20 protein-coding genes are annotated in these 18715 nt (G+C 66.3%); 12 read left to right on the top strand and 8 right to left on the bottom strand.

What is annotated here, in order from left to right:
• Positions 1–15: 15 nt before the first annotated feature.
• Genes KF796_10545 through hutC form a run of 6 tightly spaced genes read right to left on the bottom strand, consistent with a single transcriptional unit; the run spans position 16 to position 5383 of the window.
• A complete protein-coding gene (locus KF796_10545) occupies positions 16–705 on the bottom strand; it encodes an amino acid racemase (protein ID MBX3587073.1) in 690 nt (229 codons plus the stop codon).
• 39 nt (positions 706–744) lie between these two features.
• Positions 745–2124, bottom strand: coding sequence for a formimidoylglutamate deiminase (locus KF796_10540; GenBank protein MBX3587072.1), 1380 nt, complete (start codon positions 2122–2124; stop codon positions 745–747).
• Positions 2114–2914 (bottom strand): N-formylglutamate deformylase, encoded by an 801-nt coding sequence (hutG, locus tag KF796_10535; protein ID MBX3587071.1) that lies wholly within the window; start codon positions 2912–2914, stop codon positions 2114–2116. Before hutG ends, KF796_10540 begins: the two co-directional genes overlap by 11 nt.
• Positions 2911–4125 (bottom strand): imidazolonepropionase, encoded by a 1215-nt coding sequence (gene hutI, locus KF796_10530; protein ID MBX3587070.1) that lies wholly within the window; start codon positions 4123–4125, stop codon positions 2911–2913. Before hutI ends, hutG begins: the two co-directional genes overlap by 4 nt.
• Positions 4122–4676, bottom strand: coding sequence for a HutD family protein (locus KF796_10525; GenBank protein MBX3587069.1), 555 nt, complete (start codon positions 4674–4676; stop codon positions 4122–4124). Before KF796_10525 ends, hutI begins: the two co-directional genes overlap by 4 nt.
• Positions 4673–5383 carry a histidine utilization repressor gene (hutC, locus tag KF796_10520; protein ID MBX3587068.1) on the bottom strand — a complete coding sequence of 237 codons (711 nt, stop codon included), beginning with the start codon at positions 5381–5383 and terminating at the stop codon, positions 4673–4675. Before hutC ends, KF796_10525 begins: the two co-directional genes overlap by 4 nt.
• A gap of 120 nt (positions 5384–5503) precedes the next feature.
• Here hutC and KF796_10515 point away from each other — a divergent pair, with 120 nt between their 5' ends.
• From KF796_10515 to KF796_10490, 6 genes are all read left to right on the top strand, one after another.
• Entirely contained in the window at positions 5504–7222 is a 1719-nt protein-coding gene (locus KF796_10515; GenBank protein ID MBX3587067.1) for a urocanate hydratase, read from the top strand.
• Between the two features lie 112 nt (positions 7223–7334).
• Positions 7335–8882, top strand: coding sequence for a histidine ammonia-lyase (gene hutH / locus KF796_10510; GenBank protein ID MBX3587066.1), 1548 nt, complete (start codon positions 7335–7337; stop codon positions 8880–8882).
• Between the two features lie 42 nt (positions 8883–8924).
• Positions 8925–9869 (top strand): ABC transporter substrate-binding protein, encoded by a 945-nt coding sequence (locus tag KF796_10505; GenBank protein MBX3587065.1) that lies wholly within the window; start codon positions 8925–8927, stop codon positions 9867–9869.
• Between the two features lie 6 nt (positions 9870–9875).
• Positions 9876–10649, top strand: coding sequence for an ABC transporter permease (locus KF796_10500; protein MBX3587064.1), 774 nt, complete (start codon positions 9876–9878; stop codon positions 10647–10649).
• Positions 10634–11446, top strand: a complete 813-nt coding sequence (locus KF796_10495; protein MBX3587063.1) for an ABC transporter ATP-binding protein — start codon at positions 10634–10636, stop codon at positions 11444–11446. The genes KF796_10500 and KF796_10495 overlap by 16 nt, the downstream gene beginning before the upstream one ends.
• Before the next feature lie 177 nt (positions 11447–11623).
• Positions 11624–11842 carry a hypothetical protein gene (locus KF796_10490; GenBank protein ID MBX3587062.1) on the top strand — a complete coding sequence of 73 codons (219 nt, stop codon included), beginning with the start codon at positions 11624–11626 and terminating at the stop codon, positions 11840–11842.
• 119 nt (positions 11843–11961) lie between these two features.
• On the opposite strand, the gene KF796_10485 is transcribed toward KF796_10490, so the two are convergent.
• Both KF796_10485 and KF796_10480 read right to left on the bottom strand, forming a co-directional pair.
• Positions 11962–12258 carry a type II toxin-antitoxin system RelE/ParE family toxin gene (locus KF796_10485; protein ID MBX3587061.1) on the bottom strand — a complete coding sequence of 99 codons (297 nt, stop codon included), beginning with the start codon at positions 12256–12258 and terminating at the stop codon, positions 11962–11964.
• Entirely contained in the window at positions 12255–12479 is a 225-nt protein-coding gene (locus KF796_10480) for an addiction module protein (protein MBX3587060.1), read from the bottom strand. The genes KF796_10485 and KF796_10480 overlap by 4 nt, the downstream gene beginning before the upstream one ends.
• Positions 12480–12623: 144 nt before the next feature.
• Here KF796_10480 and KF796_10475 point away from each other — a divergent pair, with 144 nt between their 5' ends.
• The 6 genes from KF796_10475 (at position 12624) to KF796_10450 (ending at position 18700) form a co-directional block, all read left to right on the top strand.
• Positions 12624–13037 carry a DUF1801 domain-containing protein gene (locus KF796_10475; GenBank protein MBX3587059.1) on the top strand — a complete coding sequence of 138 codons (414 nt, stop codon included), beginning with the start codon at positions 12624–12626 and terminating at the stop codon, positions 13035–13037.
• A 147-nt stretch (positions 13038–13184) separates the two neighbouring features.
• Entirely contained in the window at positions 13185–14198 is a 1014-nt protein-coding gene (locus tag KF796_10470) for a hypothetical protein (protein MBX3587058.1), read from the top strand.
• 499 nt (positions 14199–14697) lie between these two features.
• The gene (locus tag KF796_10465; GenBank protein ID MBX3587057.1) at positions 14698–16959 is read left to right on the top strand and encodes an integrin; all 2262 of its coding nucleotides are present in this window, start codon (positions 14698–14700) and stop codon (positions 16957–16959) included.
• 117 nt (positions 16960–17076) lie between these two features.
• Positions 17077–17583: a tryptophan-rich sensory protein gene (locus tag KF796_10460; protein MBX3587056.1), complete on the top strand. Its 507-nt coding sequence runs from the start codon at positions 17077–17079 to the stop codon at positions 17581–17583.
• Positions 17584–17611: 28 nt separating this feature from the next.
• Positions 17612–18070: a hypothetical protein gene (locus KF796_10455; protein MBX3587055.1), complete on the top strand. Its 459-nt coding sequence runs from the start codon at positions 17612–17614 to the stop codon at positions 18068–18070.
• A gap of 255 nt (positions 18071–18325) precedes the next feature.
• Positions 18326–18700, top strand: a complete 375-nt coding sequence (locus KF796_10450) for a cupin domain-containing protein (protein ID MBX3587054.1) — start codon at positions 18326–18328, stop codon at positions 18698–18700.
• The last annotated feature ends 15 nt before the right edge of the window (positions 18701–18715 follow it).

The raw sequence follows: 18715 nt of genomic DNA, 5'->3' as shown, positions 1-18715 counted from the left end.
GGCAGAGGTGCAGGCTCAGGCCACGGCGCGCTGCAGGGCAGCCCGGGCCAGCAGGCGCGTGGAGTCGAGCGTGGGCAAGGCCGAGTTGGCGTCGCTGATGATCAGCGGGATCTCGGTGCAGCCCAGCACCACGGCGTCGCAGCCGTCGCCCTTCATGCGCTCGATCACCTGCTGGAAATACGCCACAGCCCCGGGCGTGAACACGCCGCAGACCAGTTCGTCCATGATGATGCGGTTGATCTCGTTGCGCTCGGCCGCCTCGGGCCGCACATAGGCCAGGCCGCGCGCCGCGAGCTTCTCGGGGTAGACCTCGCTGTCCACCAGCCAGCCCGTGCCGGTGATGCCCACGCGCCGGTAGCCGCGGTGCAATGCTTCGGCCGCCACCACCTCGGCAATGTGCAGCCAGGGCAGCGGGGAGCGCGGCGCCACATGCTCAAAAGCCTGGTGGATGGTGTTGTCGGGGCAGATCAGGAAGTCGGCGCCCGCGCGCGCGAGCTTGTGCGCCGAGGCCAGCATCAGCTCACCCACGCCATGCAGGTCATGGCGGTCCAGGCAGGCCACATAGTCGGCCAGCGACGGCGTGTGCATGGACACCTCGGGGTGCGCATGCGGCCCGAGCAGGGCCGCGCCCTCCACGCAAATGGTCTGGTAGCAAAGCGCGGCACCGGCCGCGGAGCAGCCAACGATTCCAATGTGTTGGGTCATGGCCGCGATATTAAATCGCCGCGGCAACGCCGCCCGCGGCTAGTCCCACAGCGCGCGCATGACCTCGCCAAACGCTGTCTGGCCGACCTCATGACCGACCCCTGCCGCCGCCCCGGCCACCCAGGTGCCAGCCAGCGCCGCATCGGGGCTGGAGAACACGCAGGCATCCAGCAGGTGCGCCATGGGGATGCCGGCCAGCGCGGGCGCCCCGGCGTGCAGCACACAGAAATCGGCCCGCTGCCCCACGGCGAGGCCGCCCAATGCCAGCCCGGCCGCGACCGAGCCCCCGGCCATGGCCGCCTGCAGCAGGGCACCCGCTGTGCTGGGCGTGCCAGCCACGCGCGCGGCCAGGTTGCGCTGGCGCCGCACCAGCCGCTGCGAGTATTCGAGCAGGCGCAGCTCTTCGGTGGCGCGGCGCGTGACGTGGCTGTCGGAGCCAACAGACCAGGTCCCGCCCTGCCCGGCCCAGCCTTCGTAGTCAAACACGCCGTCGCCCAGGTTGGCCTCGGTGCTCGGGCAGATCACGATGGCCGCGCCCGCAGCCCGCAGGCCCTGCAGTTCCGCCGCCGTGGTGTGGGTGGCGTGCACCAGGTTCCAGCGCGCGTCCAGCGGCGCATGGTCCAGCAGCCACTCGATGGGGCGCTGGCCATGGTGGGCCAGGCAGTCGCCCACCTCCTGGGTCTGTTCGGCAATGTGGATGTGCACCGGCCAGCCCTGGCGCTGCGCGGCCTGGGCCACCTCGTTCAGCGCCGCTTCGTCCACCGCGCGCAGCGAGTGCAGCGCCACGCCCGCCCGCACGTTCGGCAGGCCCAGCGCGTTCACGCCTTCTGCCAGGCGCAGCACGCTTGCGGGTGTGCTGGCAAAGCGGCGCTGGTCGCCGCGCAAGCCCGGCGCGCCAAAGCCCGAGCGCATGTACAGCGTGGGCAGCAGCGTCAGGCCCATGCCCGTGGCCTGGGCCGCGCGCACCAGCGCCAGCGAGAGTTCCAGCGGATCGGCATAGGGCCGGCCATCCAGGTCGTTGTGCAGGTAGTGAAACTCGCAGACCTGGGTGTAGCCGCCTTGCAGCAGCTCGTTGTAAAGCTGGGTGGCAATGGCCTCGAGCTGGGCAGGCGTGATGCGCAGTGCCGCGCGGTACATGCGGTCGCGCCAGCTCCAGAAATCGTCACCCTGCGCACTGCCCTGCTCCGTCAGGCCGGCGATGGCGCGCTGGAACGCATGGCTGTGTGCATTCACCACGCCAGGCAGCACCGGCCCTGGCAAGCGTGTGGCGCCCTGTGCCTGGGCCGGTATGGCGCCAGGTTCAATCGCCTGCCAATGGCCGTCAGGCCCCACCGTGAGCAACACCTCACTGGCCCACACCCCACCGCCCGCGGCGGACAGCCAGGCCTGTGGTGCGAGAAAGCGCGCTTCAGCGCCCATACAGGCCTTGCGCGGCGGCCAGCGCGGCGCTCACCATGCGCTGCAGCACGGGCTGAATGCCCGCGGCCAGCGTTTCGTCATAGGCAAACGGCATCTGCTCCTGCATGTACAGGCTCTGGCACTTCTCCAGTTGCACCGCATGGACCTGTTGCGCGGGCTGGCCGTAGTGGCGCGTGATGTAGCCGCCTTTGAAGCGGCCATTGACCACGCTGGTGAGCCCCGGCATGCCGGCGCAGGCGGCGGCTACGGCGTCGGTGATGGCCGCGTGCGCCGCCGCGCCACTGGCCGTGCCGATGTTGAGGTCTGGCAGGCGGCCTTCAAACAGCCAGGGGATCTGGCTGCGGATGCTGTGCGCGTCCCACAGCAGCGCAAAGCCGTGTTCGGCGCGCAGGCGGTTGAGCTCGCCCTGCAGCGCCTCGTGGTAGGGCTGCCACCAGGCCTCGCGGCGGCGCGCGCGCTGCGCGGCGTCGGGCGCGGCGCCGTCGCGGTACAGCGGGTCGCCAGTGAAAAACCGCGTGGGGCACAGCTCGGTGTTGGACGCGCCGGGGTACATGGGCGCGTCGTCGGGCGGGCGGTTCAGGTCGATCACATAGCGCGAGATCTGCGGCACCAGCACGCTGGCGCCCAGCGCGGGCAAGAAGTCATAGAGCCGCTCCAGGTGCCAGTCGGTGTCTTCAACGGCCAGCGCGCGCGGCAGGTAGCGGTCTTTCAGTTCGTCGGGAATCTGCGTGCCCACGTGCGGCATGCTGACCAGCAGCGGCACCGTGCCGCGATGCAGTTGGAAACTCATACAGGTTGACCCTTGAAGACGGTTTGCAGACGCGGGTTGGCGCCCATGGCATAAGCCAGCTGCGCGGGGTGGTCCACCCCCCACAGCACAAAGTCGGCGCGCAGGCCCGGCGCAAGCGCGCCGCGGTCGGCCAGGCCCAGCGCCCGCGCGGCATGGCGCGTGGCCCCGGCCAGTGCCTCTTCGGGCGTGAGGCGGAACAGCGTGCAGGCCATGTTGAGCATGAGCAGCAGCGAGGTGCAGGGCGAGCTGCCCGGGTTGCAGTCGGTGGACACCGCCATGGGCACACCATGCTCGCGCAGCAGCGCCACCGGCGGCAGCCGCGTCTCGCGCAAGAAATAAAACGCGCCGGGCAGCAGCACGGCCACGCTGCCGGCGCGGGCCATGGCGGCCGCGCCGTCGGCGCTGAGCCACTCCAGATGGTCGCAGCTGAGCGCGCCAAATTCTGCGGCCAGTTGGGCGCCGCCGCTGTCACTGAGCTGCTCGGCATGCAGCTTCACGGGCAGGCCCACCGCCCTGGCCGCCTCAAACACCTGGCGGGTCTGCGCCGCGCTGAAGGCAATGCGTTCGCAGAACGCGTCCACCGCATCCACCAGGCCCTCGGCATGCAGCACGGGCAGCATGCGCAGCACCTCGGCCAGATAGTCGTCGGTGCGGCCGGCAAACTCGGGCGGGACGGCGTGCGCGCCCAGAAAGGTGGTGCGCACATCCACCGGCAGGTCGCGGCCCAGCGCACGGGCCACGCCCAGCGTTTTGCGCTCGTGCTCCAGCGCCAGGCCATAGCCCGACTTGATTTCCACCGTGGTCACGCCTTCGGCCAGCAGGGCCCACAGGCGCTCGGCGCTCTGGGCCTCCAGCTGCGTTGCGCTGGCGGCTCGCGTGGCCTGGACGGTGGAGGCAATGCCACCGCCGGCGCGGGCAATGTCTTCATAGCTGGCGCCCTGCAACCGCTGCTCGAACTCCTGCGCGCGGTCACCGCCATACACCAGGTGGGTGTGGCAGTCGATCAGGCCCGGCGTGATCAGCGCGCCGCCCGCATCGCGGCCGCGGGTGCAGCGCGACAGCCACTCGGCCGGCACGTCGGCCTGCGAGCCCACCCAGGCGATCCGGTCGCCCTGCACCACCAGCGCCGCGTTGTTCACCAGGCCATAGGGCACGGCGGCACCGGCGGCCAGCGTGGCCACGTGGCAGTTGGTCCAGATTTCAACGCTCATGGCATCACCTCCATCCAGAGTGCGTCGCTGCTGTGCACGGCCACCGGCGCGGCCAGGTCTGCCACGCGCCAGGCCAGCGTGGCTGGGGGTATTGTCACGGTTTCATGGTCAAAAGTGGCTGTAGTCCAGGACTGGTGGGCATAGAGTGCTACAAAACCTGTAGCACCCGCCAGGCCCTGCCAGGCCCCCCGCACGCGGCGCAGCGTGGGTGAGCCGCCCCGTGCCATGAGGTTGAAGTCCTGTGTGGCGCCATCAATCAGGGTGCAGCCCACGGCCACCGCGCCGTCAAACGCCAGTGGCTCGCTGGCTGCCGTGAGCGTGTGCAGCGTGCCGCCCATGTCGAGGCGCACGCCCGCGCCGCTGAGCACGGCAAAGCAGCGCTGCACGCCCTCAAAGCACGAGAAAGGGCCATCGCTCGCCACCTCGGCCACCGAGAGGCGCACCCGCCAGTCAGCGGGCGAGGGCCAGGCCAGCAGCTCGCGGGTGGTGCCACCGCCGTTTTTCCAGGGCTGCGGGCGCACGTCGGCCAATGAAACCATCTGCCAGTTCATGCCTGGAACTGCCCCGCAAAGCTGTAGCGCGTGCCGGGGTACACCAGCCGGGCAATGCTGGCCACATGGGCGCCGCTCACGGTGCGCCGCATCATGGCCAGGCAGGGCTCACTGCGCTTGATGCCCAGCTCGCGCGCCTCCTCGGCCGTGGGCAGGCAGGCCTCGATGGCGTAGCTGGCCTCGGTCAGCGGCGCGTGCAGCAGCAAATGGTGGGTGGGCGTGGTCTGGGTGAAATCGGTCAGCAGGTAGTCGGGCGCGGCTGCGGGGTTGACGTAGCGGTCTTCATACTGGATGGGCACGCCGTTTTCCAGGTGGATCAGCACCGTGTGGAACACCGGCGCACCGGCGGCCAGGCCCAGCGCGGGCGCCACGTCGGCGCTGGCGGCCTCGCGGGCCACGGTGAGCACCCGCGTGGTGTGGATGTGGCCGCGCTCCACCACTTCTTCATGGATGTCGCGAATGGTCAGGCGCGACGAGATGCGGTGCAGCTGCGCCACCCGCGTGCCCGAGCCCTGCACCCGCGTGACCATGCCCTCGGCGGCCAGCTCGCGCAGCGCTCGGTTGACGGTCATGCGCGACACACCAAACTGCGTCATCAGCGCCGACTCGCTGGGCACCGGGTCGCCCGGCTTCCAGTGGCCACTGCTGATGTGCCCCTTGATGAAGGCCTTGACCTGTTCGTAGGCCGGCAATTCGCGCTTGCTCATGGCCCGTAGATTACCCCAGTTGACACAAGTTGTATAGACAACTAAACTTCATTTCAATCGCTCAAGTTGTATAGACAACTTACCGCAAAGCCTCATCGCCGTCCTGCCCAGGAGCCCGCCATGTCTGACCTTTCGCAAACCCCTTTTCTTGACAGCAAGGCCCGCCCGGTGCGAGCGCCGCGCGGCAGCGCCATCAGCTGCGCCAACTGGCAGATCGAGGCCGCCTACCGCATGCTCCAGAACAACCTGGACCCCGAGGTGGCCGAGAACCCCGACGAGCTGGTGGTCTACGGCGGCATTGGCAAGGCCGCGCGCAACTGGCCCTGCTTTGACGCCATCCTGCACAGCCTGCGCCAGCTCCAGCCTGACGAGACGCTGCTGATCCAGTCGGGCAAGCCCGTGGGCGTGTTCCGCACCCACACCGGCGCGCCGCGCGTGCTGCTGGCCAACTCCAACCTGGTGCCCCAATGGGCCAACTGGGAGCACTTCAACCAGCTCGACCGCGCGGGTTTGATGATGTATGGCCAGATGACCGCCGGCAGCTGGATCTACATCGGCAGCCAGGGCATCGTGCAGGGCACGTATGAAACCTTTGTGGAGGCGGGCCGCCAGCACTACAACGGCGACCTGAGCGGCCGCTGGATCCTCACCGCCGGCCTGGGCGGCATGGGCGGCGCGCAGCCGCTGGCCGCCACCTTTGCCGGCGCCTGCTCGCTGAACATCGAGTGCCAGCAAAGCAGCATCGACTTCCGGCTGCGCACCAAATACCTGGACAAGCAGGCCAAAGACCTGGACGAGGCCCTGGCCCTGATCGCCCGGCACACGGCGGCCAAAGAGGCGGTGTCGATTGGCCTGTGCGGCAACGCGGCCGAGATCCTGCCCGAACTGGTGCGGCGTGCAGAAGCAGGGGGCGAACAGGGCAAGTTGGCACGCCCCGACATCGTCACCGACCAGACCTCGGCCCACGACATCATCAACGGCTACCTGCCTGCGGGCTGGACCGTAGCGCAATGGCAGGCGGCCCGCAAGGACCCGGCGCAGCACGCGGCGCTGAAACAGGCCGCGGGCGAGTCGTGTGCCACGCACATCAAGGCCATGCTGGCCTTCCACGCCATGGGCATCCCCACCGTGGACTACGGCAACAACCTGCGCCAGGTGGCCAAGGACTTTGGCGTGGCCAATGCGTTTGACTTCCCCGGCTTTGTGCCCGCCTATGTGCGCCCGCTGTTCTGCAAGGGCATCGGCCCTTTCCGCTGGGTAGCGCTGAGCGGCGACCCCGAAGACATCCGCAAGACCGACGCGAAGATGAAGGAACTCTTCCCGGACAACAAGCACCTGCACCGCTGGCTGGACATGGCCGAAGAACGCATCGCCTTCCAGGGCCTGCCCGCGCGCATCTGCTGGATCGGCCTGGGCGAGCGGCATCTGGCCGGCCTGGCCTTCAACGAGATGGTGAAAAGCGGCGAGCTCAAGGGCCCCATCGTGATTGGCCGTGACCATCTGGACAGCGGCTCCGTTGCCTCGCCCAACCGCGAGACCGAAGCCATGATGGACGGCAGCGACGCCGTGAGCGACTGGCCGCTGCTCAACGCCCTGCTCAACACCGCCAGCGGCGCCACCTGGGTCAGCCTGCACCACGGTGGCGGCGTGGGCATGGGCTACTCGCAGCACAGCGGCGTGGTGATCTGCGCCGACGGCACGCCCGAGGCCGCCGAGAAGCTGGGCCGCGTGCTGTTCAACGACCCGGCCACGGGCGTGATGCGCCATGCCGATGCGGGCTATGACATGGCCAAAGAGTCGGCCAAGGCGAACAACCTGAACCTCCCGATGATTGGATAAAAAAATCCGTTCGGGCTGAGCCTGTCGAAGCCCCGCGCGGGGCCCTTCGCCCTTCGACGGGCTCAGGACAGGCCAAGCTCAGGACGAACGGAATCTCCCAACAACCTCCTGTATGCCCCTCACTGAAACCATCGTCCCCGGCCAGCTCACGCTGGCGCAGCTGCGCCGGCTGTGCAGCGACACGCCGCCAGCCGTGGCACTGGACCCAGCCTGCCGCGACGGCATTCGCGCCAGCGCGGCGCTGGTCAAAAAGGCCACGGAGGGTGATGCGCCCGTCTATGGCGTCAACACCGGCTTTGGCAAGCTCGCCAGCACGCGCATTGCGCGCAGCGACCTCGCCACGCTGCAGCTCAAGCTGCTGCGCTCGCACGCCGTGGGCGTGGGCGAACCGATGAGCGAGCGCGTGGTGCGGCTCATCCTCGTGCTCAAGGCCGCCAGCCTGGCACGCGGCTACTCGGGTGTGCGCGAGGAAGTGGTCGACGGCCTGATCAACCTGCACAACGCGGGCGTGGTACCGGTGATTCCCTGCCAGGGCTCGGTCGGTGCCTCGGGCGACCTCGCGCCGCTGGCCCACCTGTGCCTGCCGCTCATTGGCGAGGGCGAGGCTTTCTACCAAGGCGAGCGGCTGGGCGGGGCCGAGGCCCTGGCCCGCGCCGGCCTGGCGCCGCTGGCCCTGGGCGCCAAGGAGGGGCTGGCGCTGATCAACGGCACCCAGGTGTCTGCGGGCCTGGCCATTGACGCCCTGCTCACCACCGACCGCGTGTTTGAAGCCGCCGTGATTTCGGGCGCGCTCACGCTGGACGCCGCGCGCGGCAGCGATGGCCCGTTTGACCCGCGCATCCACGCTGTGCGCGGCCAGCCCGGGCAGATCGACTGCGCCGCGGCCTACCGTGCACTGATGGTGGGCAGCGCCATCCGCGCCTCGCACCTTGAAGGGGACGACCGCGTGCAGGACCCGTATTGCCTGCGCTGCCAACCCCAGGTGATGGGCGCCTGCCTGGACCAGATGCGCCATGCCACCGAAGTGCTGGTGCGCGAAGCCAACGCCGTGACCGACAACCCGCTGGTCTTCGAAGGCCTGATGGTGTCGGGTGGCAATTTCCACGCTGAACCCGTGGCGCTGGCCGCCGATGCGCTGGCCGTGGCGATTGCCGAGATCGGCGCCATCACCGAGCGGCGCATTGCGATGCTGGTGGACACGGTGGTGTCGCGCCTGCCGCCCTTCCTCACGCCCGAGCCGGGCCTGAACAGCGGCTTCATGATCGTGCACGTGACGGCGGCCGCGCTGGCCAGCGAGAACAAGTCGCTGGCCCACCCCGCCAGCGTGGACAGCCTGCCCACCTCGGCCAACCAGGAAGACCATGTGAGCATGGCCACGTTTGCCGCGCGCCGGCTCACGCCCATGCTGCGCAACACCGCGCACATCGTGGGCATCGAGCTGCTGGCCGCGGCCCAGGGCATTGAGTTTTTGCGGCCACTCACGAGTGCGCCGGCGCTTGAAGGCGTGATGCGCGCGGTGCGCCAGGTCTCGCCCGCGATGATGCAGGACCGCAGCCTGGCCCCCGACATGTCGGCCATGCACGACCTCGTGGTCAGCGGCGCCATCGGTGATGCGCTGGAAGCGCAAATACCGGAATTACACGCATTGCGATTGGCATGAAGCCTGCATAGAGTCCCACCACACCCAACCAGGAGAACCCCCATGAAAAAGCTGTTTGCCCTCTCGCTCATTGCCTTTGCTTGCGTGACCAGCCAGGCCGAGGAAACCAAAGTCGCCATCGGCATGTCGGGGTGGACCGGCTTTGCCCCGCTCACGCTGGCCAAGGAGGCCGGCCTGTTCAAGAAACACGGGCTGGATGTGACCATCAAGAAGATCCCGCAGAAAGACCGCCACCTGGCCATTGCCTCGGGCGACATCCAGTGCGCGGCCACCACGGTCGAGACCTGGATCGTGTGGAACGCCAACGGCGTGGCCACCACGCAGATCTTCCAGCTCGACAAGAGCTACGGCGCCGACGGCATGGTGGTCAAGCCCGGCATCACCAAGATCAGCGACTTGAAGGGCAAGACCGTGGCCGCCAGCGCACCCGGGACCGCGCCCTACTTCGGCCTGGCCTGGATGCTCAAGAAGAACGGCCTGAGCACCAAGGACGTGAAGATCGTCAACCTCGAACCGCAAGCCGCCGCCAACGCCATGATTGCGGGCACCAGTGGCCTGGACGCCGCCATGACCTACGAGCCCTACCTGAGCGCCGTGCGCGAGAAGCCCGAGGCCGGCAAGATCATTGCCACCACGCTCGACTACCCGATGGTGATGGACACCTTTGGCTGCACGCCCAAGTTCCTGGCCGAGAACCCCAAGGCCGCCAAGGCCCTGGCCGACGGCTACTTTGACGCGCTGGAGATGATCAAGAAAGACCCGGCCAAGAGCTTCGAGATCATGGGCGCCGACGTGAAGCAACCCGCCGACAAGTTTGAAGCCAGCCAGAAGTACTTGCGCTGGCAGGACCGCGCCGCCAACCAGAAGTTCTTTGCCAGCGAGCACGCCGAGTTCAGCAAGGAAGCCGCCAGCCTGCTGATGGAAGCCGGCATCATCAAGACCCTGCCCGACATGGGCAAGCTGGCCGACACGCAGTTCTTGAGATAAACCGGCATGCGACCGTTGCAACCGGTGAACCCCGGCACCCGTGTGGTGCTGGGCGTGAGCTTCTTCATCCTGTTCTTTGCGCTGTGGTCGGCCGTGACTTTCAGCGGCTATGTGTCCAAGACCTTTCTGGCCGACCCGCTGACCATGGTGCGCTCGGGCTGGGACCTGCTGGTGAACCAGGGCTTTGCCAAGGACATTGGCATGACGGTGTGGCGGGTGCTGGGCGGCTTTGCGCTGGCGGCCGTGCTGGCCATCCCTATGGGCGTGCTGATGGGCGCGTACAAACCCATCGAGGCGTTCTTTGAGCCCTTTGTGAGCTTTGCGCGCTACCTGCCCGCCTCGGCCTTCATCCCGCTGCTGATTTTGTGGGCCGGCATTGGCGAGGCGCAGAAGCTCAGCGTCATCTTCATTGGCAGCTTCTTCCAGCTGGTGCTGATGATTGCCGTGAGCGTGGGCAACACGCGGCGCGACCTGGTGGAAGCCGCCTACACCCTGGGCGCGGGCGACCGCGGCATCGTCACCCGCGTGCTGCTGCCCAGCAGCGCGCCCGAAATTGCCGAAACGCTGCGCATGGTGCTGGGCTGGGCCTGGACCTATGTGATCGTGGCCGAGCTGATTGGCGCGAGCAGCGGCATCGGCCACATGATCACCGACAGCCAGGCGCTGCTGGCCACCGACCAGATCATCTTCGGCATCATCGTCATTGGCGTGATCGGCCTGGTGACGGACTTTGCCTTCAAGGCCTTCAACCGCAAGCTATACCCGTGGGCCCGGCTGTGACCAACATCCTCAACATCTCCAAGCTGTCCAAAACCTTCCCCGGGCGAGACGGCAAAAAAGAGGGCGGCACCGTGGCGCTGGACGCCACCGACCTGACGGTGGCCGAGAACGACTTCATCACCATCCTCGGCCCCTCGGGCTGCGGCAAGAGCACCCTGCTGCGCATGGTGGCCGGGCTGGACACGCCCACCACGGGCCGCATCGAGCTGGACTGCAAAGCCGTGAGCGGCCCGGGCGCCGACCGCGGCATGGTGTTCCAGAGCTACACGCTGTTCCCCTGGCTCACGGTGTTGCAGAACGTGTGCTTTGGCCTGCGCGAAAAAGGCCTGCCCCTGGCCGAACAGCAAGACAAGGCGCGGCAGTTTCTGGCCAAGGTGGGGTTGAAGGGGTTTGAGAACCACTTTCCCAAGCAGCTCTCGGGCGGCATGCAGCAGCGCACCGCGCTGGCCCGCGCCCTGGCCAACGACCCGCGCATCCTGCTCATGGACGAGCCCTTTGGCGCGCTCGACCACCAGACCCGCGAGCTGATGCAGGAACTGCTGCAAGGCATCTGGGAAGCCGAGCAGAAGACCGTGCTGTTTGTGACGCACGACATCGACGAAGCCATCTTCATGGGCAGCCGCGTGGTGGTGATGAGCGCCCGCCCCGGCCGCATCAAGTGCGACCTGAGCGTGCCCATTGCGCACCCGCGCCACTACTCGGTCAAGACCACGCCGGTGTTCACCGAGCTCAAGGCGAAGTTGACGGAGGAGATACGCATTGAGGTGCAGCGGGCTGCGGGGTTGGTGGGGGTTTGAGTTTCAGAGGTAGCATGACCCACGTGTCTGCATCCTCAAGATTCACCCCGAGAGCTGATTGCAAGCGGCATCGCGCCACATCGTGCCGCGTCGATCTGACTCGCCGGACCAGCTTATTTCGTCGCCTGTCCTGGAAGTGCCAGGATAGGCGCTGGGCTGCATCACGTTAAACCGCAAATGACGCTCCTCCAAGTCTTCGAAGTCCTGTGCGGGAGCATCCTCATTTTTGTTGGATGGCGTTTCATCCTTATTCGCGAGATTCCCGTCACAAGCGAAGGTAGCAATACCCCGTTTTGGCGGATTCGGGGAAGAGATTCTGTGTTTGCAGGCGTGGTTGTGATTGGCTTGGGCTTCGTCTTCTTTGCTGGTGCTGTTGGCATATTTCAGTTGCCGTGATGGTTAGGAAATCTTTCTGCCAGCATTCATATACAGCGGTTTAGCAGGCCGCTGCATCGGCCGCCTTCGGCGTCGGCTGAGCGGCTACCTTATCCGTCGAGTGCTGTCCTGGCGGGTATTCAGCGATCTCGCCAATATCCTGGGCGCCTACGTTGATGCGCTATCGCGAAGACCGTCACAGTCCGGCCGAGCACCTCATACCTCACCGTATACGGGAAGTGCTTGAGGTGGTAGTGCCGGATGTCGTCTTCGTCCTCGGGCCAGTCCTCGGCCGTCTCGGCCAATCCATCGATGGCTTCGAACAGCTCCACCCGGAAGGCATCGGCGGCAATTGGGCTTCTCTCGAAATACCAGAGGAAAGCCTCGCGTGCCTCTGCCTCCGCTTCGGGCAGCACTTCAATGTCGAAGGAACTCACAGGGAGCTAAGGCGCTGCCGTACTTCAGCCCAGGGGCTGGCTTGCACTCGCCCTGCACGCAATTCCGCGCGGCGCCGGTTCACTTCGGCACGCCACAGATCGGAGACTGTCGCTTCGTCAGCAGTCTCGAGGCTGTCGAGGAGAGCGACCGCCAATGCCGAGCGTTCATCGGCGGGTAGGCCGAGAACCTCATCCAGTAGCTGGTCTACGCGGGCATTCATGGAATTCAGTCTAGCACTGGGAGTGCGGCGCGGGAAGGGCTCGGCGGATAACATCTCAATCGACACGGATCAGGAGCTTGCCTCCCGATCTCGGCACAGCAAAAGGCAAGACCACGAATGTGATCTGAATACACTCCACGCACCATGAAGCCCTTCGCCAGCCCTAGGGTCGCCAGCGCATTCCAGACCTACCCCGCCCCCATGCGCCGCAAACTCATGGCGCTGCGCGACCTCATCTTTCGCACTGCCGCGTCAACCGAAGGTGTAGGTGCGCTTGAAGAAACGCTCAAGTGGGGCGAGCCCGCGTACCTCACACCACACACAGGCAGCGGAAGCACCATCCGGCTTGGTTGGAAGAAGTCAAAACCCACCGAGTACGCGATGTACTTCAACTGCCAGACGACGCTGGTGGAGACTTTCAAGACCATCTTCCCTCGCACATTCAGGTACGAAGGCAACCGGGCCATTGTGTTTACCGAACATGAGCCTGTGGACCAGGACGCGCTGGCATTCTGTGTGGCGGCGGCGTTGACGTATCACCGCAGGAAGAGTCAGTAACCGGCCCCTCACGACAGACGCGATGTACCGGGAGCAGCCTATTCCTGTGCGCTCTCAGGATCGCGTTGCGCGTGGTGACCCCTTTTCGTTGCCCTCAGAATCTACGGGCGCATTAAACTCCCGGAACAAAAATTCAGTGGAGGTTTCATGGAATTCGACAACGCTTCTCCCCTCAAATCCGGGCATCCCTTTGCCGGTTTTTGTCGCGCTGCGGGCAGATGCCTGGTCGGCGTGATCGCCTCGATAGGCGCTGTCGCCTGTGGCGGCGGAGGTGGCGGCACCGTCGATCCCCCCGTGGCATTGCCAGCTATCTCGGCGTTCACCGCCACGCCGGCCACGATCGCACCCGGCCAGTCCAGCGTACTGAACTGGACCACGACCTTCGCCACGTCAGTCACGCTCGATCAGGTGACCGTCACTGGGCAACAGTCCACAGTGGTGCCTGCGGCAACCCGAACCTACGTGCTGGTTGCGTCCAACTCCGCCGGCACCGTCAGCGCCACGGCGACGGTTATGGTGAGCAGGCCTGTGGGTCTGGTCGCGGACCTGGCCAAAGTGGCCTCCGGGACCATCGTGTCTGACCTTCAAACACTGCAAGCGCCGCCAGTGCGCTTGTACTTTCCGCGCGACAACGATGGCCGGGGAGCGAACAATACCTTCCAGATCCAGTTCATCCTGAGCGACGGGGCTTGGGTGCTGGGCAGCAACCCCGAGCGTGCTTTGCGTCTGGAAGATGGCGTGACGGGCGTCGTGGGGAGCCAAGTCACCAACTTTCGCTCGTTCAAAGGGTACGAATACCGGGTAATTCAAGCGGCGTTGAGCACCGACAAGCGCACCCTGTTCTTCACCGTTCTGGGCGAACAATCTGCCGAGGCACTCTTGCTTAAGCCGCTGATTACCCTGAACGCAAGCACCAACACCTTCAATGGCGTTTCGGGCATTGACGTGACGGCAAATGCAGTTCAGATCACCGGGCTCAAAAATCTGGCGGCCTCTGCCGGATCAGGCGCCAAAACCCTCAAAGTTTCCTATCAGCACTTCACCGCTTTGACCAACCCAGCCTTCTTGGCCACCAATGTCAACGCTGTGCCAGATCAACACACCTACCCAGGGCAGGTGTTGTCCGGCGATCTGGTGACGTTCGTCGGCAACGGTCAATAGCCCACTTTTCTCCCCCGTCCAGGGTTGCGCCAGTCGGGTCAGTGAAATCTTGCGAAGGCTCGCCAACGCGCCGCAAGCGCTGCACGCCGCGCAACTGGCTTCACAAGCTGAGTCAAGAGGCAAATAGGCCTGGAGTCCAGACGGGGCGGCCACTTCTTGCTACGGAATTGGTAGCAACTATTGCCCGGACGCTGACGCGTTGGCGTCGCTGCGTTTGTCAACCCTACTGAAGTTTGGATGGGTTTGCACCACTGCAACCACGCCCCACGCCATTGCATCATTCGGGCCCGATTCAGGCTTGGCACACAGGCCCATCGGATCCCTGCATGACCGGCCGTTGTTGGGCCACGGGTGCAGACGAGGACCCATCACCATGCAATGTTTTGTTGGCCGGCTTTCACGCGGGCACGTTTCCCTGTTGGCCTTGAAGGGCCGGGTCACCGTCAACTTCAACCACCTGAGGCGTTGGGCCGCAGCGTGTCTGGCGTTCCCTTTGCTCATGACGCTGGCGGCTTGCGGCGGGGGCAGCGACGCCCCCGTGGGCCCTCCGGACACGCCAAGCGCCGAAACGACCATTGGCGGCACCCTGGTCGGCCTGAAGGGCAAGGTGGTTCTGCAGAACAACGGCACTCTTGAAGTGGAGCTGACGTCTTCAGGCCACTATTCCGTGACGGTGGCGGTCGGCACCGCCTACCACCTGGTGGTCAAAACGCAGCCCACGGGGCAGACCTGTGTGGTGGCCAACGGCACGGGGACGGCTGTGGGGCCCGTCAACGATATTCTGGTGTCATGCTCCGACAACACCTACCCCATCACCGTCGAGGTGACGGGCCTGGTAGGCACCGTGGTGCTTCAGATCAACGGGGCAGAAAACCTGTCCGTGCCTGCCAACGGGTCCTTCAGCTTCGCCACCCCGCTGGCGCACGGCACGCCCTACACCGTCACGGTGGCTGTGCAACCGGCCGGGATGCTGTGCAGTGTGTTGCAGGGCACGGGCAGCGCAGGGCAGCAGAGCCAAGCCTTGGTCCACTGCAGCGCAGTGGTGCCGCCGCCCCCGCCGGAGCCCCCGCCTCCGCCGCCACCCCCGCCGCCGCCACCCGCTCCCACCGCCGCGCCGGGCCTGACCATCACTTACGCGGCCAAGGCCTTGAACTTTTCATGGAACGTTGTGGCAGATGCCCAGAGCTACCTGGTGTACGAAGACCCGGACGGCGCCGGACCCCTGCCCCGGGTGCAGATCGGGCAAAGCAGTTTCACAACCAGCCTGGCGTATGCGGTCCCGGTGCTGCTGCACACGCGCCTGAGCGCCACCTACACCGTGCAGGCCTGCAACGTGAGCGGGTGTGGGCCGAGCTCGGCGGCGGTGGCGCCCGACATGAAGCAGGCCATCGGTTACTTCAAGGCGGCCTCGCCGGCGGTGGAGGCCCGCTTCGGCAACCGGGTGGCGTTGTCGGCCGACGGTTCGACGATGGCCGTTGGAGCCTACGGTGAGGGCGGCAACACGGGCGCTGTGTATGTCTTCACCAAAACCGGGGCCACGTGGACCCAGCAGGCCCGAATTGCAGCGCCCAACCCGGATGCCAACGACTACTTTGGCAACGCGCTGGCCCTGTCGGGCGACGGCAGCACGCTGGCCATCGGGGCCGACGGGGAGTCGGGCAACCAGACCGGCACCTTCACCGTGATGCCGGCCACCAACAATCTGGCAGCCAGCGCTGGCGCCGTGTATGTCTACACCCGCAGTGGCGCGGTGTGGTCGCGCCAGGCCTTCATCAAGGCACCCAACGCGTACGCTGGCGACCTGTTCGGGACCACCGTGAGGCTGTCCACCAACGGCGACACGCTGGCGGTGGCCGCCTATTACGAGAGCGCGGACCAGACGGGCGCGCACGGCAACGGCGCTTACTTCGGCTCAGGGGCCGTCCATGTGTTCACGCGCACAGGGGGCGTCTGGTCGGCCCAGGGCTACCTCAAGGCATCCAACGCGGGCGCGGGCGATTTCTTCGGCATATCACTGGCGCTCTCGGGCAGTGGTGACACCGTCGCGGTGGGCGCGTTTTTTGAGCAAAGCGCCGACGCGGCGGCCCCGGGCGACAACTCCTTGTCCAACGCGGGAGCCGCCTACGTCTTTCAGCGCACGGGCAACCTGTGGGCGCAGCAGAGCTACCTGAAGGCGCCGCTGCCCGAAGCCAATGACCGGTTCGGAGTGGCAGTTGTCCTGTCGGCCGACGGCAACACCCTGGGCGTGGGGATGGACGGCGAGAGCAGCAACAACACCGGCGTGTTCGCAGTCAACCCCGTCGACAATGCGCTGGCCTTGAATTCGGGCGCCGCATTTGTGTTCACCCGTGCGGGCGCAACCTGGTCACAGCAGGCGTACCTGAAGCCCTCCAACACGCGAACACCACATCGCTTTGGCAATGCGATGTTCATGTCGGCGGACGGCCATACGCTGGCCGTGTCGTCTTACCGTGAAGACAGCAACGCCACGGGTTTCAACGGGGACCAGGCCAACACCGCCGCGGCGGATGCCGGCGCCGTCTTCATGTTCAAGCGCAGCGGCGCGGCGTGGTCGCAGTCGGCCTACCTGAAGGCACCCAATACCGGCGCGGGCGACCGGTTTGGCGGTGCGGTGGCGCTGTCGGCCGATGGCAATACCCTCGCCGTGGGTGCGGCCTCAGAAGACGGTGGCTCGGGCGGCATTGGTGGCAACCAGGCCGATGCAAGCCAGAGCAATTCGGGGGCGGTGTACCTCTATTAGGCAAATGTCAAAAGAGGCCGCTCAACCACCCGCGACAAGTTGACTGAATCCGGAGGGCGCACACCCAGTTGAACAACTGCCGGAGAATGCAGGGCATCCCTATCGTCAGCACCTCCAATGACTCAACGCCCTGCCAGGTCACCCGCACGCCAAACCCTGGGCCTGATCGGCTGGCTGGCCGTCGCTTTTGCCGCGGCCGCGGTGGGCGGTCTGGCATCGGCCAACGCGGGTGATTTCTACCGCGACCTGATTCGCCCCGCCTGGGCGCCCCCGGGCTGGCTGTTTGCGCCGGTCTGGTCGGCTCTGTATGCGTTGATGGGCATCTCGGCCTGGCTGGTCTGGCGCGCGCGCGGTTTTGCGGGCGCACGCAACGCGCTGCTGGTGTTCATGCTCCAGCTGGCGGCCAATGCGCTGTGGACCTGGCTCTTTTTCGTCTGGCGGCAAGGCGGGCTGGCGTTGGCAGAGATTGTTCTGCTGTGGGTGCTGATCGCCCTCACCATCGGCCTGTTCTGGCGCGTCAGCAGGCTGGCGGCCATGCTGCTGCTGCCCTACCTGGCATGGGTGTCGTTCGCGTCGGCACTCACGCTCGCCACCTGGCAGCTCAACCCTGCGCTGCTGGGTTGAGCCCCGCTTGATTGAGGACGGTACTGCCATGCAACTTCCTTCGGCCGCTTTTCGCCTGTCGCCTGAAAGGCGCGCACAGCAACTGCTGCAGTTCAACGCGCGCAAAGAGGTCTTGTGGTTCGGCTTCAAGGGTGCGTTCGAGGAACCCGGCACCGCGGTTGTCACCCTGTCAGGGCTGGCCCCTGGCCCGCTGGGCGGTGGCGGCACGACGGCGCTCAATGGGGGAGTCATCTCCGCGGGTTTTGACGCGGCCTTCGTGCTCGCCGGCTTGGGGCACTACGACAGTGAGGTGGTCGTCACGCTGGAACTCTCCGTCAAGTTCCTGTCGCTGGCGAGCGCCAGCGATTCACTCGCCTTCCGGGCCCATGTGGTCCGCCCGGCCAGAAATTTCAGCTTTGCAGAAGGCGTTCTGGTGGACACGGCCCACCCCACGGCGCCCGGCCTGGCGCTGGCCACGGCCATGGTGGCGCCGGGGCGCGCGCCTTGATGCGTCAGATCTGAACCCGGGTCCCCCGCTCGACCAGGCAACTGCCCGCGTTGTGGAGCAGCAGCCTGGAGACGTTATGCGGCAGAATTTGAACCACTATTCAAACAGCGGAGGATGCATGTATTCCAAAAACATTTGTGCGCTCACGGCACAGCCGAACCAGTCCGGGTACTTTCCGCAAGTGCCCGTCATTCTGTCTGCCGATCTGATGGAGTTTGTAACTGGTAGCGCCCAACCATGACCGCGTTCAATACCATGCCTCTCCCCGCCGTCGCGACAGTGGTGGCACCCGATGGCTCGGATGTGCGCATCCTGCTGGGCTTGCAGGGAGGCGGCATGGCGCATTTCACGCTGCGCGCCGGCCAGGTGGCCCAGGCCGTGACGCACCGCACGGTGGAAGAGATCTGGTTTGTGGTGGCCGGGCGTGGCGAGATGTGGCGCAAGCAGGGCGAGCGTGAAGAAACTGTGGTGCTCGAACCGGGTGTTTGCCTGACCATTCCACTGGGTACGCACTTCCAGTTTCGGGCCGCGGCTACGGAGGGGGTATCTGCGGTGGCCATCACCATGCCGCCCTGGCCTGGCCCTGACGAAGCCGTGACCGTCCCGGGGCCGTGGCCCCCTGCACCATGACGATGGCCGACGATC

Origin of the sequence: Ramlibacter sp., assembly GCA_019635435.1 — a bacterium.
Taxonomy (GTDB): Bacteria; Pseudomonadota; Gammaproteobacteria; order Burkholderiales; family Burkholderiaceae_C; genus JAHBZM01.
Note: the sequence above shows the minus strand (reverse complement) of the source record. Positions and strands in the feature narration are given on the sequence as shown.

What these genes read in the sequence shown, in the direction of transcription:
- KF796_10455 (MBX3587055.1), top strand. Translation starts at nt 17,612, where the DNA reads ATGCAACTTCCTTCGGCCGCTTTTCGCCTGTCGCCTGAAAGGCGCGCA.
- KF796_10465 (MBX3587057.1), top strand. Translation starts at nt 14,698, where the DNA reads ATGACGCTGGCGGCTTGCGGCGGGGGCAGCGACGCCCCCGTGGGCCCT.
- hutG (MBX3587071.1), bottom strand. Translation starts at nt 2,914, where the DNA reads ATGAGTTTCCAACTGCATCGCGGCACGGTGCCGCTGCTGGTCAGCATG.
- KF796_10505 (MBX3587065.1), top strand. Translation starts at nt 8,925, where the DNA reads ATGAAAAAGCTGTTTGCCCTCTCGCTCATTGCCTTTGCTTGCGTGACC.
- KF796_10480 (MBX3587060.1), bottom strand. Translation starts at nt 12,479, where the DNA reads ATGAATGCCCGCGTAGACCAGCTACTGGATGAGGTTCTCGGCCTACCC.
- KF796_10460 (MBX3587056.1), top strand. Translation starts at nt 17,077, where the DNA reads ATGACTCAACGCCCTGCCAGGTCACCCGCACGCCAAACCCTGGGCCTG.
- hutH (MBX3587066.1), top strand. Translation starts at nt 7,335, where the DNA reads ATGCCCCTCACTGAAACCATCGTCCCCGGCCAGCTCACGCTGGCGCAG.
- KF796_10525 (MBX3587069.1), bottom strand. Translation starts at nt 4,676, where the DNA reads ATGAACTGGCAGATGGTTTCATTGGCCGACGTGCGCCCGCAGCCCTGG.
- KF796_10475 (MBX3587059.1), top strand. Translation starts at nt 12,624, where the DNA reads ATGAAGCCCTTCGCCAGCCCTAGGGTCGCCAGCGCATTCCAGACCTAC.
- KF796_10545 (MBX3587073.1), bottom strand. Translation starts at nt 705, where the DNA reads ATGACCCAACACATTGGAATCGTTGGCTGCTCCGCGGCCGGTGCCGCG.
- KF796_10450 (MBX3587054.1), top strand. Translation starts at nt 18,326, where the DNA reads ATGCCTCTCCCCGCCGTCGCGACAGTGGTGGCACCCGATGGCTCGGAT.
- KF796_10540 (MBX3587072.1), bottom strand. Translation starts at nt 2,124, where the DNA reads ATGGGCGCTGAAGCGCGCTTTCTCGCACCACAGGCCTGGCTGTCCGCC.
- KF796_10500 (MBX3587064.1), top strand. Translation starts at nt 9,876, where the DNA reads ATGCGACCGTTGCAACCGGTGAACCCCGGCACCCGTGTGGTGCTGGGC.
- hutI (MBX3587070.1), bottom strand. Translation starts at nt 4,125, where the DNA reads ATGAGCGTTGAAATCTGGACCAACTGCCACGTGGCCACGCTGGCCGCC.
- KF796_10515 (MBX3587067.1), top strand. Translation starts at nt 5,504, where the DNA reads ATGTCTGACCTTTCGCAAACCCCTTTTCTTGACAGCAAGGCCCGCCCG.
- hutC (MBX3587068.1), bottom strand. Translation starts at nt 5,383, where the DNA reads ATGAGCAAGCGCGAATTGCCGGCCTACGAACAGGTCAAGGCCTTCATC.
- KF796_10470 (MBX3587058.1), top strand. Translation starts at nt 13,185, where the DNA reads ATGGAATTCGACAACGCTTCTCCCCTCAAATCCGGGCATCCCTTTGCC.
- KF796_10490 (MBX3587062.1), top strand. Translation starts at nt 11,624, where the DNA reads ATGACGCTCCTCCAAGTCTTCGAAGTCCTGTGCGGGAGCATCCTCATT.